15 protein-coding genes are annotated in these 16,658 nt (G+C 65.4%); 7 read left to right on the forward strand and 8 right to left on the reverse strand.

Annotated features, from left to right (window positions below):
* Window positions 1-25 precede the first annotated feature (25 nt).
* Together ACIA48_RS01900 and ACIA48_RS01905 are read left to right on the forward strand one after the other, a co-directional pair.
* Window positions 26-2,593 (forward strand): heavy metal translocating P-type ATPase, encoded by a 2,568-nt coding sequence (locus tag ACIA48_RS01900; protein WP_396727089.1) that lies wholly within the window; start codon window positions 26-28, stop codon window positions 2,591-2,593.
* Window positions 2,593-3,270, forward strand: a complete 678-nt coding sequence (locus ACIA48_RS01905; RefSeq protein ID WP_396727091.1) for an adenylate/guanylate cyclase domain-containing protein — start codon at window positions 2,593-2,595, stop codon at window positions 3,268-3,270. Before ACIA48_RS01900 ends, ACIA48_RS01905 begins: the two co-directional genes overlap by 1 nt.
* Window positions 3,271-3,332: 62 nt before the next feature.
* Here ACIA48_RS01905 and ACIA48_RS01910 read toward each other — a convergent pair whose 3' ends face one another.
* Window positions 3,333-4,274 (reverse strand): Ig-like domain-containing protein, encoded by a 942-nt coding sequence (locus ACIA48_RS01910; RefSeq protein WP_396727093.1) that lies wholly within the window; start codon window positions 4,272-4,274, stop codon window positions 3,333-3,335.
* Between the two features lie 176 nt (window positions 4,275-4,450).
* On the opposite strand from ACIA48_RS01910, the gene ACIA48_RS01915 reads away from it, so the two are divergent.
* Complete coding sequence (locus ACIA48_RS01915; protein WP_396727095.1) at window positions 4,451-5,221, forward strand: cytochrome c biogenesis CcdA family protein; 771 nt, start codon at window positions 4,451-4,453, stop codon at window positions 5,219-5,221.
* A 40-nt stretch (window positions 5,222-5,261) separates the two neighbouring features.
* A complete protein-coding gene (locus tag ACIA48_RS01920) occupies window positions 5,262-7,190 on the forward strand; it encodes a cytochrome c oxidase assembly protein (RefSeq protein WP_396727097.1) in 1,929 nt (642 codons plus the stop codon).
* A gap of 51 nt (window positions 7,191-7,241) precedes the next feature.
* On the opposite strand, the gene ACIA48_RS01925 is transcribed toward ACIA48_RS01920, so the two are convergent.
* From ACIA48_RS01925 to ACIA48_RS01940, 4 genes are all read right to left on the reverse strand, one after another.
* Window positions 7,242-7,901, reverse strand: a complete 660-nt coding sequence (locus ACIA48_RS01925; protein WP_396727099.1) for a DsbA family protein — start codon at window positions 7,899-7,901, stop codon at window positions 7,242-7,244.
* 202 nt (window positions 7,902-8,103) lie between these two features.
* Window positions 8,104-8,685: a hypothetical protein gene (locus tag ACIA48_RS01930; protein ID WP_173839578.1), complete on the reverse strand. Its 582-nt coding sequence runs from the start codon at window positions 8,683-8,685 to the stop codon at window positions 8,104-8,106.
* Between the two features lie 147 nt (window positions 8,686-8,832).
* Window positions 8,833-9,102: a metal-sensitive transcriptional regulator gene (locus tag ACIA48_RS01935; RefSeq protein ID WP_066811056.1), complete on the reverse strand. Its 270-nt coding sequence runs from the start codon at window positions 9,100-9,102 to the stop codon at window positions 8,833-8,835.
* Between the two features lie 74 nt (window positions 9,103-9,176).
* Window positions 9,177-10,049 carry a sulfite exporter TauE/SafE family protein gene (locus ACIA48_RS01940; protein ID WP_059088535.1) on the reverse strand — a complete coding sequence of 291 codons (873 nt, stop codon included), beginning with the start codon at window positions 10,047-10,049 and terminating at the stop codon, window positions 9,177-9,179.
* A gap of 228 nt (window positions 10,050-10,277) precedes the next feature.
* Between ACIA48_RS01940 and ACIA48_RS01945 the strand changes: the two genes are divergently transcribed.
* Window positions 10,278-11,681, forward strand: a complete 1,404-nt coding sequence (locus ACIA48_RS01945; RefSeq protein WP_396727102.1) for a rhodanese-like domain-containing protein — start codon at window positions 10,278-10,280, stop codon at window positions 11,679-11,681.
* 30 nt (window positions 11,682-11,711) lie between these two features.
* On the opposite strand, the gene ACIA48_RS01950 is transcribed toward ACIA48_RS01945, so the two are convergent.
* From ACIA48_RS01950 to ACIA48_RS01960, 3 genes are all read right to left on the reverse strand, one after another.
* Window positions 11,712-12,407 carry a YHS domain-containing protein gene (locus ACIA48_RS01950; RefSeq protein ID WP_396727104.1) on the reverse strand — a complete coding sequence of 232 codons (696 nt, stop codon included), beginning with the start codon at window positions 12,405-12,407 and terminating at the stop codon, window positions 11,712-11,714.
* 326 nt (window positions 12,408-12,733) lie between these two features.
* Window positions 12,734-13,360 (reverse strand): methyltransferase family protein, encoded by a 627-nt coding sequence (locus ACIA48_RS01955; RefSeq protein ID WP_396727106.1) that lies wholly within the window; start codon window positions 13,358-13,360, stop codon window positions 12,734-12,736.
* On the reverse strand, window positions 13,360-14,001 hold the full coding sequence (locus tag ACIA48_RS01960; RefSeq protein ID WP_322788820.1) for a class I SAM-dependent methyltransferase: 642 nt from the start codon (window positions 13,999-14,001) through the stop codon (window positions 13,360-13,362). The genes ACIA48_RS01955 and ACIA48_RS01960 overlap by 1 nt, the downstream gene beginning before the upstream one ends.
* A 276-nt stretch (window positions 14,002-14,277) precedes the next feature.
* Here ACIA48_RS01960 and ACIA48_RS01965 point away from each other — a divergent pair, with 276 nt between their 5' ends.
* Window positions 14,278-14,664: a metalloregulator ArsR/SmtB family transcription factor gene (locus ACIA48_RS01965; RefSeq protein ID WP_082698525.1), complete on the forward strand. Its 387-nt coding sequence runs from the start codon at window positions 14,278-14,280 to the stop codon at window positions 14,662-14,664.
* Window positions 14,661-16,631 (forward strand): heavy metal translocating P-type ATPase, encoded by a 1,971-nt coding sequence (locus ACIA48_RS01970; protein ID WP_396727109.1) that lies wholly within the window; start codon window positions 14,661-14,663, stop codon window positions 16,629-16,631. The genes ACIA48_RS01965 and ACIA48_RS01970 overlap by 4 nt, the downstream gene beginning before the upstream one ends.
* The last annotated feature ends 27 nt before the right edge of the window (window positions 16,632-16,658 follow it).

Below are 16,658 nucleotides of genomic sequence, written 5' to 3' on the forward strand. Positions count from 1 at the left end.
TGCATACATGCGTATAGTCGCATGTATGACACGTCGCGACCAGTGCGATATGAACCGCGATGCTGATCGTCTCCATGCGAACGAGACATTGGCGCTGGACCTGGCGGACCTCTTGCCGGGCAGTGACGACCGCTGCGCGGACCGTCTGACGCGCGATTTGGCAGCGACTCCGCTGATTGACGAAGTTCACGTCGTCGACGGCGGGACGCTCACGCCGCGCCTGTGCGTGCACTACGACGCTGCCGCGGCGACGGCAGTCGATGTGCAACGACGCGCTTGGCAGGTCGCCGAAACCATCAGTTCGCATTACGGCCATCTGCGCTGGTTGCTGACCGGAACCGCAGAGGATGACGCATCGACGAGGACGGCACTGGTCGACAGGTTAACCAGGGTGCCCGGCGTCGTCGCCGCAACCGCTACGACGACCTCACTCGAAGTGGAGTTCGAACGATCTTCGGTCACGGCCCAGGAATTGGTAGACGTGATCGCCGCCGTCGCTGGACCAGACACGACACCTTCGACTGTCGCTGAGACGGACCATGCGGTGGACCACGGTGCAAAGGAAGGGGAGCACACCGGGCACCAGCATGAGCACGGCGGAATCTTTGGCGAGCGCACCGAGCTGATCTTCGCGGGCCTGGCGGGAACGCTTCTTCTGGTGGGTTGGTTGCTAGCGTCCTTCGCCGACACACCGCGTTCCGCGGAGTTGGTGGTCTACTCCCTGGCCTTTTTCTTCGGTGCGTTCTTCACCGTGCAGGAAGCCTTCGCCAGCGTTCGTCAGGGTCGGTTCGAGATCGACTTCCTGATGCTGGTGTCGGCCGCCGGTGCGGCGGCGCTCGGTGAAGTCGCCGAAGGCGCGCTTCTGCTGTTCTTGTTCAGCGTCGGCCACGCGCTGGAGGGCTATGCGATGGGGCGAGCCCGCCGGGCAATCGAAGCGCTCGCCGAGCTCGCTCCGAAGACGGCCCTGGTCCGCCGCGGCGGCACGGGCGACACTGTGGAAGTGCCGGTGGGCGACCTGCGCGTTGGGGATATCGTCGTCGTGCGACCCAACATGCGGCTTGCGGCCGACGGCTTCGTCGTGGCTGGCGCCACTAGCGTTGATCAGGCCCCCGTGACCGGGGAAAGCGTTCCCGTCGATAAGTATCCGGTTCCGGATGTGGCGGCAGCCGCCGCGTCGCCCGACCTCATTGACGCGGCATCGCGGGTGTTCGCCGGCACGATCAACGGCGCCGGCGCCATCGAGATCCAGGTGACTCGGCTCGCCGGTGACTCCACTCTGGCCCGAGTCGTCCGGTTGGTGGCCGAGGCGCAGACCAAGACGACATCCACCCAGCGGTTCACCGACCGGTTTCAGCGGATTTTCGTGCCGACGATCCTCATCGGAGTCGTCCTGCTGCTGTTCGCCGGTTTCGTGGTCGATGAACCGTTCACTGCCACCGTGTACCGCGCACTCGCCGTGCTGGTGGCTGCCAGTCCGTGTGCGCTGGCGATCGCCACGCCCAGTGCGGTTTTGTCGGCGGTGGCGCGAGCGGCCAGAGCCGGAATCCTGATGAAAGGCGGAGCCGCGCTCGAAGAGTTGGGCCGGGTGGATGTGCTGGCTTTCGACAAGACCGGCACCCTCACCGAGGGCAGGCCCAAGATCGCCGAGGTCGTTGCCAGCACGGACAGCAATGAGGCGGAGCTGGTTACCGTCGCCGTCGCCGTTGAGGAGCAGAGCGATCATCCGCTGGCCCGTGCCATCGTCCGCGACGGCCGCGAGCGCCTCGCGGGCGCGGCAGTACCCCGCGCGACGGACGTTCGAGCTCTCACAGGCCGCGGCATCGTGGCGTCCGTCGAAGGGGTAGACGTCCGCATCGGCAAGACCGAAATGTTCACCGGCGCCAACGAGCGACCGCCAGCCTGTTTGGCCGGCGAGGTGGAGCGTCTCGAACAGGCCGGCCGCACCACGATGCTCGTCCGCGCAGGCGAGCGTTGGCTGGGTGCGATCGGACTGATGGACGTTCCTCGCGCAGAAGCGTCGGCGGTCATCGCCCGTCTCGCCGAGATCGGGGTTTCAAAGACCGTGATGCTGTCCGGAGACAACCAGCGGGTGGCCGACGCCGTCGCCGGCGAAGTCGGTGTTGCCTACGCCCGCGGCGACCTGATGCCCGAGGACAAGGTGGCTGAGATCGCTGCTCTGCGTAAGCGTCACGGACGCGTGGGCATGGTGGGAGACGGCGTCAACGACGCGCCCGCAATGGCGGCCGCAAGCGTAGGCATCGCGATGGGTGCGGCCGGTTCCGACGTTGCCTTGGAAACCGCTGACGTCGCGCTGATGGCCGACGATCTGCGAGCGTTGCCGTTCGCCGTGAGCCTGAGTCGCCGCTCCTCACGGATCATCAAGCAGAATCTGTGGGCGAGTCTCGGCATCGTCGCGCTTCTCATTCCGGCGACGATCCTCGGATTGGGCATCGGTCCCGCCGTGCTCATTCACGAGGGCTCGACACTGATCGTGGTCGCCAATGCACTTCGGCTCTTAGGGATGCGGATGGAACCCGTGAGAGCCCCAGAACCGAGCGTTACGGCGGACGCGAGGCTCCTACAGGATCCGTGATGATGTTGAGTGCAGCAGCGAACTTCGAGCACGCCGATGTCGAAGCAGCCGTCGTCTTCGTCGACATGTCTGGCTTCACCGCGTTCACCGAAACCCACGGCGATCACAGCGCTGCACAGCTGGCAGAAACATTCACCGCCTCAGTCATCCGGGTTCTCGGCCCCGGCGACAAACTCATCAAGACCATCGGCGATGCGGTGCTGGTGGTGTGTGAGAATCCGACTACGGCAGTGACTTTCCTCCGACGGCTCACCGCCGAGATCAGTCGCGTCCAGGGCTTTCCGATGTTGCGGGCAGGCATCGCCGCTGGCCCCGTGGTGAAGCGGAACGGAGACGTCTTCGGTTCGACGGTCAACACCGCGGCGAGGCTCGCTAGCCTCGCGCAGGCCGGGCAAATCGTCGTCAATGAAGGTGTCGCGTCGGCGCTTCCGGCAGCCGATCTCGCGGCGATGACCGCGTTGGGATCACTGACGCTGCGCAACGTCGGATCCCCTATTGGTGCATTTGCTCTCGACATCGGTACTCATCACCAAGAGCATGTGGATCCTGTTTGCCGGATGCACGTCGCGACGGGCGCCCCAGAATTGACGATCACGCATGCGGGCACGTCGTACCGGTTCTGTTCGACCGTCTGCATGCAGCAATTCGCCCAGCGCATCGACGGTGACACCACCTAGCCTCCGGGGCAACGAGGAGGGCGGCCACCGGGTCGGGAGATGCGGGACCCGTTGTGCGCGTATCAGATCTGCCAGTCCTGCGCACCGTCGTTCTCGTCGTACACGCCGACGGAGTTCTTGACCACGACCGGGTCGCCGCTGCCAAACGTGTCGTAGAACCATTGGGCGTTGGCTGGACTGAGGTTGGGGCAGCCGTGGCTGACGTTGCGTTTGCCTTGGTCCGCCACCGACCAGGGTGCGCCGTGAACGAAGATGCCCGCGTTGTTGATGCGCACCGCATCTTTGACTTTGAGCTTGTAGCCCTCGGCGGAATCGATGGGCACGCCGTAGGTCGAGGAGTCCATCACCATGTCGGCGAACTTCTCGAGCACATAGTAGGTGCCGTTGGGCGTGTCATAGCCCGGCTTCCCTAGAGACACCGGAATTGTCTTCTCGAGTACACCGTTTCGCATCACCTCCATCTGAAGGGTCGCGTTGTCGATGGTCGCCACCAACGAATCACCGGTGCGAAAGCTCGACTTCGTGCCTCCCGCGTCAATCGTGACAGTGGTGTTGGCGGGCCAGAAGTCGATCGGGCGCCACCTGAGCTGGGTAGCGCTCATCCAGTAGAACTTCCCGGGAACCGGAGGATTCGACGAGACGTGGACGGCTTGTTCGGCTAGAGGCCGGTCGGCGATCGGCCGTTGAAAGTTGATGATGATGGGTTTGGCGACGCCAACGGTTGAGCCGTTCACCGGGTTGAACGTGGGTGGCGCGAATACTGGCGGGCCGAGGTACGGTGCCGGATTCTGGCCGGCGGGTGGGTCTGCAGTCGCCGGCGCCGACCCAAGGGACGGCACGAAAGGGTTCGACGACGTCGGTACTGGGATCCCCATAGGGTCGCCGGGCGTAGGCACGGGTACTGGTGGTGGTTGGGCGGAGGCTGACGGCGCGGCCAGGAGCGTCATCGCCGCGAAGAACGATGTCAATATCGCGACGACTGGCGTTAGCGGCGGACACCGCATACAGGTCTTCTCCCATCCACTGGTCGCCGTCAATGCGTTAGAGGACGTCGACGGCCGCCGAGTTGCTACGTAGTTGCATAGTAGATGATGGAGCAGCGCATACGGCAGCGTGACTGCTGACCTACGTAGTAGATGTGGGAGTTCAGGACAGGTGGATGTGAAGAGGCTGAAACGCCGTGACTAGCTTCACGGAGATCGCGACGTCTGGACATGTGCTGTTGGCCGTGCTTGTCTCGGTGCTGGCGGGGCTGGTGTCATTTGCATCGCCGTGCGTCGTTCCGCTCGTGCCCGGGTATCTGTCCTATTTGGCGGCCATTGTCGGCGTCGACGACGAGGCACGTGCCCAGCGGCAACTCAGTGCGCACTTGCGGGTCGCCGGCGCCGCGGGTTTGTTCGTGGCTGGCTTCACGGCGGTGTTCCTTATGGGTTCTGTCGCGATCCTGGGCCTGACGTCGACGGTGATCAGTAACGGGTTGTGGTTGCAACGCCTTGGTGGGGTCATCACGATCTTGATGGGTCTGGTGTTTATGGGTGTCATCCCTGCACTGCAACGGGAAGCACGTTTGGCGCCGAAGTCGTTGTCAACGCTCGGGGGTGCACCGCTGCTTGGGGCGGTCTTCGGGCTCGGCTGGACTCCTTGTTTGGGTCCGACGCTTACGGGCGTCATAGCAGTGGCCTCTGCCACCGAGGGGCCAACTGTGTTTCGTGGCGTTTTGCTTGTAGTCGCCTACTGTCTCGGGCTGGGCGTCCCGTTTGTGCTGTTGGCAATCGCATCCGGGCGCGCAGTTAAGGCGTTGGGCTGGCTTCGTCGAAACACGCGGCGAATTCAGATTTTTGGTGGCGTGCTCCTCGTCGTCGTCGGCATCGCCTTGCTGACCGGATTGTGGAATGAGGTGGTGACGTGGGTGCGCGATGTCTTCGTCAGCAACACCACACTTCCGATATGACGGTGCGTGAGCGGCCTTCTGCGCTGACGGAGCGCAAAACGTGACGGCGACTTCCGTTGCCGGCGGGCGTCGCCGGGTGGTGTGGCCGGTGTTGCTCGGTGTCGCATTGGTGGCGGGCGTGACCGCCGGCGCGATCGGCGCCCTCATGTTGGACGACGCGCTTGAGGTAACAGGACTCAGAGATCCTGGGCCGATCACTGCCTACGGGCTGCCCTTCCTGCGCGGCGCCGGTGAGATCGCTGCGATAGTGACGATCGGGCACTTCTTGTTCGCCGCCTTCCTCGTGCCGCCACAAACCGGTGGAGTGCTCGACGTTGATGGGTACCGCGCGGTGCGGGTCGGCGCGGTCGCTTGTGTGGTGTGGGCGATGTGCGCTGCGCTATTGGTGGGGCTGACCGTCTCCGATGTGTCGGGAGTGCCGTTGACGGACCTGACACCGCTGGAGGTTTGGTCGGCGGCCGGCCTTATCGAAACGACTGCGGCGTGGCGCACCACCTCCATCCTGGCCGCAGTCGTCGCCGTGGCGAGTCTGACGGTGTTGCGGTGGTCGTGGACACCTGGCCTATTGATCGGGGGGCTGGTGACTTTGGTGCCGGTCGCCGTGACGGGGCACTCTTCCACGGGCGGTTCACACGGTATTGCGACCAACAGCCTGCTCATCCATCTGGTTGCCGGGTCGTTGTGGGCCGGTGGACTGCTCGCGCTGGTTGTACACGCGCTGCGCGGTGGCAGTCACACCGACCTCGCCGCTCGACGATTCTCGCGACTGGCGCTTGGATGCTTCGTCGCGATGGCTGCCAGTGGGGTCATCAATGCCGCGGTGCGGATCGACCTGACGAACCTCTGGACCAGTACCTATGGCCGTCTGGTCTTGGCGAAGGTAGCAGTGCTTGTTAGTCTCGGTGTTCTTGGCTGGCGCCAACGGCGTTCGGCAATCGTTGCGCTGCAGCATGATCCGACTGCACGTCGACCGCTCCTGCGGCTCGCGCTCGGCGAGGCTGCCCTGTTCGGCATCGCGGTCGGAGTCGCGGTCGGGCTTGGTCGCACTCCGCCGCCTCCGACGAGAAGCGAGCCCTCGCCAGCTGAGGTTGCGCTCGGATTCGACCTTCCCGAGTCGCCAACGATTGCTGCAGTGTTTACCGATTGGCGATTCGACCTCATCTTCGGTACAGCAGCGGTCGTCATGGCAAGCATCTACCTCGCTGGGGTGTACCGGCTGGCCCGCCGTGGCGAGCCGTGGTCGAAGCGGCGCGCCGTATCGTGGGTGATCGGTTGCGTCACAATGCTATTCGCTACCTCGTCGGGACTGGGCATGTACATGGCGGCGATGTACAGCATGCACGCCATCGTCCAATTGCTGCTCACCATCGCGGTGCCGGCGCTGCTCGTCCAGGGCGCGCCTGTGACGCTGGCACTCAAGGCGCTGAGAGCAGCTGAGCCGAATTCTGCCCCCGGCCCACGCGAATGGGTTCAAAGCGTCGTGGCCGCACCGATGACGCGCCTACTCACCCAACCGTGGACGGCGCTGGCGATACTCATGGTGGGCGTCTACGGCTTATGCATTCCTGGCGTCTACGACGTCGCAATGAGCGACCATGCCGCGCACATGGCGACGATCGGCTTTTTCCTGTTCAGTGGCACGCTGTTCTTCGTTGCCGTCAGCGGCGCGGGGCCAACGCCAGGGCCGATGTCCACGCAGCGTCGAGTCACAATGACGTTGTTCACGCTGTCCCAGTTCGTGGTCGCAGGCATTGTGGTGGTGCGGATGCAGGCTGTCCTTGGTGGCGACTTCTACCGTTCGTTGAGGCTGAACTGGCATACGAACCTTCTGAGCGACCAGAGAATGGGCGGTGTAATCGTCTCAGTTAGTGGCGTTTTGGCGATGTTGGCGGTCATCGCAATCGTGGCCGCAAAGCGCATCGGTCACCTGGCGAGGGATAACGCACATGCGCCGGCCGTTGACGCGTGAAGGTGGCCACGTACGCGCACAACGGAGGCATACCAGCCGGTCCCTCTGCGTCTACTCCTTCAAGGCTTTCTCCACAGCGGCCGACAGGTCTTCGTAGCTTCTGAATTCCATTTCGTTTCCGTTGAGGAAGAAAGTCGGGGTGCCCTGGACGCCGAGGGCCTGGCCGTCGGCGACGTCCACGTTGATACGGTCAAGCGTGGCGGGATCGTTGTAGGCGGCGTCGAACGCGGCCATGTCCAGTCCCAGTTCGGTGGCGAAGCCGCGAAAGGTGGAGTCGGCCGGAGTCCGCTGTTCACCCCATTGGCTCTGGGTTTCATACATCTTCTTGTAAATCGGCTCGAACTTCCCCTGCTGGGCGGCTGACTCGACCGCACGTGCTGCTCGCTCGGCGTTGAAGTGAGACGGAATGGGGAAGTAGCGGATGACGAAGTTGACACGGTCCCCGTACTCGGATCGCGCCTGCTCGACCATCGGGAATGCTGCGCGGCACGCCTCGCATTCGAAGTCGAGAAACTCGACAAGGGTGACATCGCTGTCCGGGGCGTTGTTGAGGCGGCGGCTGTTGTCCCGGACCAGTTGACCTACCTCGCCGCCTCCGGCCTGCGCTGCGGCGGGCGTGTCCTTTTTCTGGACCGAGAGGTAAACGCCGGCCCCGATGATCACGGTGATGACTGCAAACGCGGTCAGCAGAATACGTGTGATGGGTGCCATCTAAGTACGTCCTTCTGTCACAGAGCGTCCGTTCTGCGTGGGCGGCCGCGCACCGTAGCGGCGCATCGGAACGGACGTGAAAATATGCATCTCTCCTGTGACTATATACGTAGCGACACCGTAGAACTGCGGCGTGCCCGCTGGCGCACAGCTAACCGACGATGAAGCAGCAGCGCCGTGCGTTACCGTTTGCACGGTCGCCTTAGGTGATGGATGGCGCTCGAGCGAGACGCCACATTCCCCACCAGGCGGCTGGAGCGAGCGCGATCACGCTCCACATTCCGGGCACGTAGCCGGCGCCGGTGGGATCGAGCCACGGAAACACCAGGAAGTGCGCCAACTCGGTCAGGCCCATCGAGGCAAAGAACGTCCATGCGAGATAGCGGCCGATTGGCCGCCGGCGCTGCATGAGGACTGGCACCAGCAGCCAGGCGCCAGCCGATACGACGACCAGCAAGACCACGGGAACTGACGTCACCGCGGGAGTGGGCACCCCTGTGACCTCCGCCAGGAACGCGAAGAATTCCATCTGCTTTTCTTCGACGCGGTGAATCACAAACAATGTCAACGCCATCCAATATGGCGCGCGAATGTCGGCCCAGGTGCCGCCATCCGGCCGCACCAGCCATAGGAGTAAGCCTCCGACGAACCCGGCGGTGAAGATGAGCATGGTCGCCAGCCCCAGGGCCCAATAGCCCACGCCCAGCGTCCCGGCCGTCAACGCTACGGCGATAGCGACGGCCGGCGCGGGCAGAGCGCTGCTGTTCGATTTCGTGACTTTCATGGTGATGGCGTCCGGCTAACCTCTCGCAAGCGAGGCAAACTCAAATTTGCGGGTTGTCCGCTGAACCCCGTGATGCGGAATTCGAGCGAGCACCACACGACAGCTTGTACCGGAGGCGTTCAGCATCATTCCGCCGACAGCGACCGGTCATGCTAGCGCGAGGAACAACTTCTCCAGTTCGGCTTCGGTCATCGGCTCGACACCCTCGGTGCTGTCTCCGGTGATGCATTCGCGCAGACCGGTCGCGACGATCTTGAAACCCGCCCGGTCCAGGGCGCGTGAGACGGCGGCGAGTTGGGTGACGACGTCTTTGCACTCGCGTCCCTGCTCGATCATCGAGATCACACCGGCGAGCTGTCCTTGAGCGCGCCGCAGCCGATTCAATACGGCGGCAATGCTGTCTTCGTCGCCAACCATCGCGGTTTCCCTTCTGCGGTTTCGAGCAGGTCAACATTACCCGTGGGGGTATTCTTCCCGGTGCCTTCGCCTGGTCAGGCCGCGGCGGCTGGGTGCACGCGAGGGATGAGCCGCCGCAGGGGACAGTAGGCGGTTCGACGGCAGGTGACATAAGTGCCGACGCCGATCATGATCAGGGCTGCAGACGCGGCACCGACAGCCAGGGTTGTCTCCTGCGCGAGGAGCACCGACGCCATCACCAGAACGAACCAGCCGAAGAGCGTGCGCAACGCATCGGGATCGACCGCGCCGGTAAAGCGTGCGCCGATCAGAGCGCCCACAACGGCGGCGGCGGTGACCACAGCGGCCACTGGCCAGTCGACCTGTCCGCTGGCCAGATGCCCCGTCAGACCGGCGAACGATTGCATCGCGATCACCACCAGGGAGGTGCCGACCGCGGCGGGCATCGGGAGCCCGGTCAGCACGGCCAGCGCAGGCACCAACAGGAAGCCGCCACCCGCGCCGACCAGCCCGCTGACCGCGCCGACGGCAACACCCAGCACGGCCATCTTTACCATGGGCACGCGCCGGACCGCGTCGCACGCATGGGTGTTGCTGCGGCCGCGCAGCATCGCACCCCCGGCGGCGAGCATGATCACCGCGAATGCAATCAGCAGCGCGGTCCCGGGAATGAAGCGGGCTAGCAGACCGCCGCCCACTGCCCCGGTCATGGCCGCCGCGCCGAACGGCAGCGCGACGCCCCACCGCACCCGCCCGGCCCGCACATGGGCGATCGCGCCGACCGCGCTGGTGACCGCGATCACCAGAAGCGAACTTGCGATCGCCCGCGTGGCGTCCAGGCCCCCGACATAGGCCAGCAGCGGGACGGTCAGGATCGCGCCGCCCCCGCCCAGCAGCCCCAGCGCGACCCCGACCAACACGGCCAAGGCGACGGTCAACGCCATCATGGCGACCTCATCGCGGCAGATTCGAACCTCGCCTTGTTCAACATCTCGTGTCGTCCTGTCTGTCGGGGCCGGGACCGAACCGCGCCATCTCCGGAATACCTCGGGGGGTATGCGGGCTATAGTAGTCGATACCCCCCTGGGTATACATCGGATGACGCCGGTATGCGCCAGGGGTATCGGCTGAGACCGCACGGGTTTCTGCGTATCCGCGGGACATAGGAGAAACGGATGATTCTGGAGCAGTACTACATCGAGTGCCTGTCGCACGCGTCGTATCTGGTCGGCGACGAAACCACCGGGCGCGCAGTCGTTGTCGACCCGCGCCGCGACATCACCGAATACCTCGACGACGCCGCCAAACACGGTTTGACAATCGAAGGCGTAATCAACACCCACTTTCACGCCGACTTCGTCTCCGGTCACCTGGAATTGGTGCAGGCCACCGGGGCGTGGATCGGCTTCGGCGCGGCCGCCCAGACCGACTACCCGATCCGCCGGTTGTCTGACGGGCAGCACCTCTCGCTCGGTGAGGTCGACCTGGAGATCCTCTCCACCCCCGGGCACACCTGGGAATCGATCAGCGTCCTGGTGCGTGAACGTGCCGGGGTCGACCCGGTCGCGGTGCTGACCGGTGACGCGCTGTTCATCGGCGATGTGGGCCGCCCGGACCTGGCCAACCTTGGTGATGGCTCAACTACCGACCTGGCTCGGGCGATGTATCGAACCATCCACGACCGGCTGCTGAGGCTGCCCGACCACGTCACGGTGATGCCGGCCCACGGCGCCGGGTCGTCGTGCGGCAAGAACCTCTCTGCTGAACTCACCTCAACCATCGGTGTGCAGCGCCGCACCAACCCGTCCACGCAGCCGATGACCGAGGCCGAATTCGTGGAGCTGATCACCCACGGCCAGCCGGCGGCGCCCGCCTATTTCTCGGTTGACGCCGCGATGAACAAACGCGTGCATCCACTGCTGGATCAGCACCGCAACATCCCCGAACTGACCGCGGCCCAGCTGCGGTCCGCTCTGGCGGCCGGTGTCCGCGTGGTGGATGCCCGGTCGGTAGACGACTTCGCTGCCGGTCATCTCCGCGGATCGGTCAACGTCGGTTTCGACGGCCGCTTCGCCGAGACCGGCGGCATGGTTGCCGAGGTGGGTGCGACCATCGCGCTGGTCACCTATCCCGGTGAGGAGCAGGCGGCGGCCATGCGGCTGGCCCGAGTCGGCTCCGACAACGTGATCGGCTATCTCACCGTCGCGCATGACGGAAATTTCCCCGCCGAGCTGACCGACCTTGTTCAACCCGCACCGCGAATCGATGTCGCTGAGCTCGACCGCCTGCGGGCCGCGCATGCGGTGACGGTGATCGACATCCGCAATCCCGGCGAACGCGAAACCGGGACGATACCCGGCGCGGTGCACATCCCGCTGGCACAACTGCGCACCCAACTGGCGCACATTGCCGGTGACAAGCCGATCGTGGTGCACTGCGCCGGCGGCTGGAGATCCAGTGTGGCCGCCTCCATGATGCGGGCCGACGGATTGGGACGCGTGAGCGACCTGATCGGCGGTTACAACGCATGGGCGCAGACCCACGCCGCAGCTGAAAGACAACAGGGCGAATCGATCTGAGCCACGGCGCCAGGTGAGCCGGATTGGCGCTCAGTCCCGGGTAATCCCACGCTGCTGGTGATCGCTGACTGTGTCGACACTCGCGTATTGCGCTGGTGCGGCGGCGAATCGTTGAGCGCACTCTGGTGAGCAGAACCACCAGTCACGATCGGCGTGACGCAGATGGCTGGCCGCCGTGCCAGGGTCGACCCGCACGCGGCACACCGGGTCGGTTGGGTAGCGAGCCGCCGCCAGGCACACCGCGTACACCTCCATCGGTGTCGCAATGTTGCGGAGTTTTCTGGCGCCCAATGGATCTGGCGATAGACCAAGCTGCGCGCAGGCCTGACGAACATTGTCGGTGACCACAGCCTGCCCGGCGCCGGCCAGCGCCGTGATGCGGGCGGCCACATTCACGCCGTGTCCGAAGTAGTCGTTGTCGCGGTGCACCGCGCTGCCGTGGTGAATGCCAGCCCGCAGTGCAAGGAAGCCGTCCTCATCGGCGGCCCGGTCAGCAAGCTGCAGGATGGTCGCCACCATCTGCTCGGGTTTGCTGTTGCGCAGCATGACCGCATCACCCATCGTCTTGACGATGGTGACGCCCGGCCATAGCGCGTCACGGGTCACGGTAAGCAGGCGGCCCGCCAGACTGGCCGCCTGTTCATCACCGCACATTTCAGTCAGGACGCTGAACCCAGACAGATCGACGAACGCGAACGTCGCCTCGACACTTTCCGATTCAGTCACCTGATCGTCCCTCCATCATCCCTCAGATGGCGCTGATGTCTGGCGGCGCATCTGAACCGATGCATCACCCGCCACGGGCTCAGCAGCGCTCGTACCCGCAAGCCCATGGCGGACATGCGCGCTATTCGCAGCAGGCCGCGAGATCCTCGAGCATCATTCGGTGCCACCTCCTCGAGCATCCTTGTGCCGGCGGTGTTCGACCGCCAACAAGCGCCAGAGTGATTCGGTTGTGACGCAGCACTTTTGGCGGCTACTTTTGTGGGCCGCAGCCCGCGATCACGGCGCGGTGAGTAACGCAACGGATCGCTCCATTTCGCCCGCATCGGTTAGCTCCGGTACTGGTGTTCGGGTTGCAGGCGTCCGATCCCGGGTAGGAAGCGACCCACGCGGGAGGCGTAGCTGGTGTAGGCCACGCCGTGGACGCGGCGTAGGTAGGGTTCTTCGGCGAAGCGCACCTGTGCTTCTATGCCGATCACGGAAACCACCAGCCCGGCGACTGCCACCGCGTTGGGCACCATGAGCGCCAGGCCGATAAACGCGACAGTTGCGGCGGCGAAGACCGGGTTGCGAACGACCCGGAAGGCACCGGTGGTTACCAGAGTCGTGCGTTCCGCCTCGTCGATCCCGGTCCGCCAGGACGCGCCCATGGCCATTTGAGCGGTGAAGGCCAAGACTATGCCGAGCACTGCTACCGCGACACCGACCCCGCGCAGCATCGAATGATCCAAGATCGCCAGCGGCGACATGCCGGCCAAGTCGGCGACGGGTGCCCCGATCCCCACAGTCAGCCAACCGAGGTCGGTTCCGGCCAGCGCCCACCACTCCAGGGAGCCGTCAGGGCGCATCGAGCGCCGCGTGCCGATCTCTCCGGTGTGGCGCCGTTGAATCGCTGCGCGCAGGGCGCCCATCACCAACATCATGGCGGCGAACAGGGCCTGCACAGCATTCGCCATCACCGCTCACCCCCGGTGGGCACGGGCTTGGTTGCAGCGCCGAGCAGGTAATCACCCTGGGTTCGGGTGAGCGATCCGAGCACCACCAGGCCGTGGTGGGCCAGTTCATCGAGGAACTGTTCGGCGCTGAATCGGTCGTCGGTGGGGTGATCGAACAGCCGCCGGTAGATGGGGCGCGCCAGGGCGTGCGAGGTGACCTCCTCGAAGTAAAACCGCCCACCCGGTGCGATCACCCGGGCGACTTCGGCGATGGCTTTTCGCCAGTCCTGGATGTGGTGCACGATCCCGAAATCGAAGACCCCGCCGTAGCTGTCGTCGTCGGCATCCAGTGCGGTGCGCAGATCGGTGGCGCTGCCCTGGACCAGCCGGACCCGATCCCCGTAGCGGGCGAGGCGCCGGCCGGCGCGACGGATCATCGCCGGGTCCAGATCCACCGCGTCCGCGGTACCCGCCCCGAACCGTTCCAAGATCAGCTCCAAGCCGTATCCGGACCCACACCCGATCTCCAAGGCTGGTGTGCCGGGCAGCAGGCGACCGCCAAACCGCAGCAGCACCGGCACCTCATAGATGCGTTGCAGCCAGCGCCGCGGCGGCGAATTCACCAGCCCGATCTCGGCCCGGTTCATCAACATCGCAGCCATCCCTTTCTACGATCGACGACGGTGTTTGAGTCATCCCACCGCTCGGTCCACTGATTGGGTTGTGACCGAACGCTTTTCGGCCCGAGAACGGGTGAGTTGTGTGTCGAGCAGACGCCACGTTCATGATCGTGATGTCGAACCCGCGATCAGCGACCCCGCCAAGATCCACCACCGCTTGCGTTTCCTACTGGATCTTCTCCGCCTCCCGAATCAGCGCCATTGAACGCTATCACCGTAATTTGACGATCGATGCACCTCGCACGCTATCATCGTCGAATGGCGATGACAACGGGGAGATCCTCAACGCGACCCACCACAGACCTGGCACCGGCTGTGGCGCTGTTTCACGGCCTGTCCGACCCGACCCGGCTGGCGATCCTGGAGCGACTCACCGAAGGCGAAGCCCGCGTGGTGGATCTGACCGGCCTGCTGGGAGCGGCGCAGTCGACCGTGTCGGCGCACCTGGCCTGTCTGCGCGAGTGCGGCCTGGTCACCGGCCGTCCCGAAGGGCGGCAAATGTTCTACTCGCTGACCCGCCCGGAGCTGATGGATCTGCTGGCCTCGGCCGAGACGCTGCTGGCCGCCACCGGCAACAAGGTGGCGCTGTGCCCCACCTACGGAGTCCGCGCCGGGGCAACGACCAAGACGAGGGGAAGTAAATGAGCGACGCGTGCGGCTGCGGCCACGACGAACCCACCACCGACGAACAGGCCGAAGAGCACGAGCCCGAACGCCTGTGGCAAGTGCGCGAACTGCAGTTCGCCGCCATTTCGGGGGTGCTGCTGCTGGCCGCTTTGATCGCCGGGTTCGCTGATGCCGCACGCCCAGTGGTGCTCACGCTAGAAGCGCTGGCCCTGGTCGTCGGCGCCTACACCTTCGTCCCCTCCACGCTCAAGCGGCTGGCCAAGGGCAAAATCGGCGTCGGCACGCTGATGTCCATCGCCGCCGTGGGCGCGGTCATCCTCGGCGAGGTCGGCGAGGCCGCCATGCTGGCGTTCCTGTTCTCCATCAGCGAAGGCCTAGAGGAGTACTCCCTAGCGCGCACCCGCCGCGGCCTACGCGCACTACTGTCGCTGGTGCCCGATGAGGCCACCGTGCTGCGTGAGGGCACTGAAACCGTTGTCGCACCAGGAGAATTAAGGGTCGGCGACCGTATGCTGGTCAAGCCAGGCGAGCGGATCGCCACCGACGGGGTCATTCGCGAAGGGCGCACCGCGCTGGACGTTTCGGCCATCACCGGTGAATCGGTGCCCGTCGAAGCAGGACCCGGTGCCGAGGTGTTCGCCGGGTCGATCAACGGCACGGGCGTGCTGGAGGTCGAGGTCACCACCACCGCCGAGGACAACTCGCTGGCCCGCATCGTGCGCATCGTGGAGGCCGAACAATCCCGAAAGGGCGCCTCGCAGCGCCTGGCCGATCGCATCGCCAAACCCCTCGTGCCCGGGGTAATGATCGCCGCGACGCTGATCGCGGTGATCGGCAGCCTGCTCGGTGACCCGACCACCTGGATTGAACGCGCGCTGGTGGTGCTGGTCGCGGCCTCGCCGTGCGCCTTGGCGATTTCGGTGCCGGTCACCGTGGTCGCGGCGATCGGCGCCGCCAGCAAGCTTGGCGCCCTGGTCAAGGGCGGCGCCGCACTCGAGGCTATGGGGGCCGTCCGCGGTGTGGCTCTCGACAAGACCGGCACCCTGACCGCCAACCGGCCCGCTGTCATTGATGTAGCCGTCGCCGACGGCGCCACCCGCGAACAGGTGCTGGACCTGGCGGCGGCCCTGGAAGCGCGCAGCGAACACCCGTTGGCCGCGGCGATCCTTTCCGCCGTCGATGACGTCATCCCGGCCACTGATGTGGCGGCCGTGACCGGCGCCGGGCTCACCGGCCGCCGCGACGGACACACCATCCGTCTGGGCCGCCCCGGCTGGCTCGACGCCGGATCACTGGCCAGCGATGTGGCGCGCATGCAACAGGCCGGCGCGACCGCCGTCCTCGTCGAGGACAACGCGCGGGTGATCGGAGCGATCGCCGTGCGCGACGAACTGCGCCCCGAGGCCGCCGACGTCGTCGCCCAACTGCATCGCGACGGCTACCACGTCGCGATGCTCACCGGCGACAACCACGCAACCGCGGCCGCACTGGCCAAGGACGTCGGCATCGACGCCGTGCACGCCGAACTTCGGCCGGAGGACAAAGCGCGGCTGATCGAAGCGCTGCGCGCCGAGCGCTCCACCGCCATGGTCGGCGACGGCGTCAACGACGCCCCCGCGCTGGCCACCGCCGACCTCGGTATCGCCATGGGCGCGATGGGCACCGACGTGGCCATCGAAACCGCCGACGTGGCGTTGATGGGCGAAGATCTACGGCACCTGCCGCAAACTTTCACCCACGCGCGCCGGGCCCGCCGGATAATGCTGCAAAACGTCGGCCTATCACTGGGACTGATCGCTGTATTGATTCCGCTGGCGCTGCTCGGCATTCTCGGCCTAGCCGCCGTCGTGCTGGTCCATGAGGTCGCCGAAATCGTCGTCATCGCCAACGGTGTCCGGGCCGGCCGCGCCACAGTGCTGGTCACCGCGCCGGGGGAACGCTCCGTGAGCCGGATTTCCGCGGCGCCGGTGGGCGCAGGTCAGTGAATGCCGGCAGATCCGCCTTCGCTCTCG

Origin of the sequence: Mycobacterium sp. NPDC051804, from assembly GCF_044452905.1 — a bacterium.
Lineage (GTDB): Bacteria > Actinomycetota > Actinomycetes > Mycobacteriales > Mycobacteriaceae > Mycobacterium.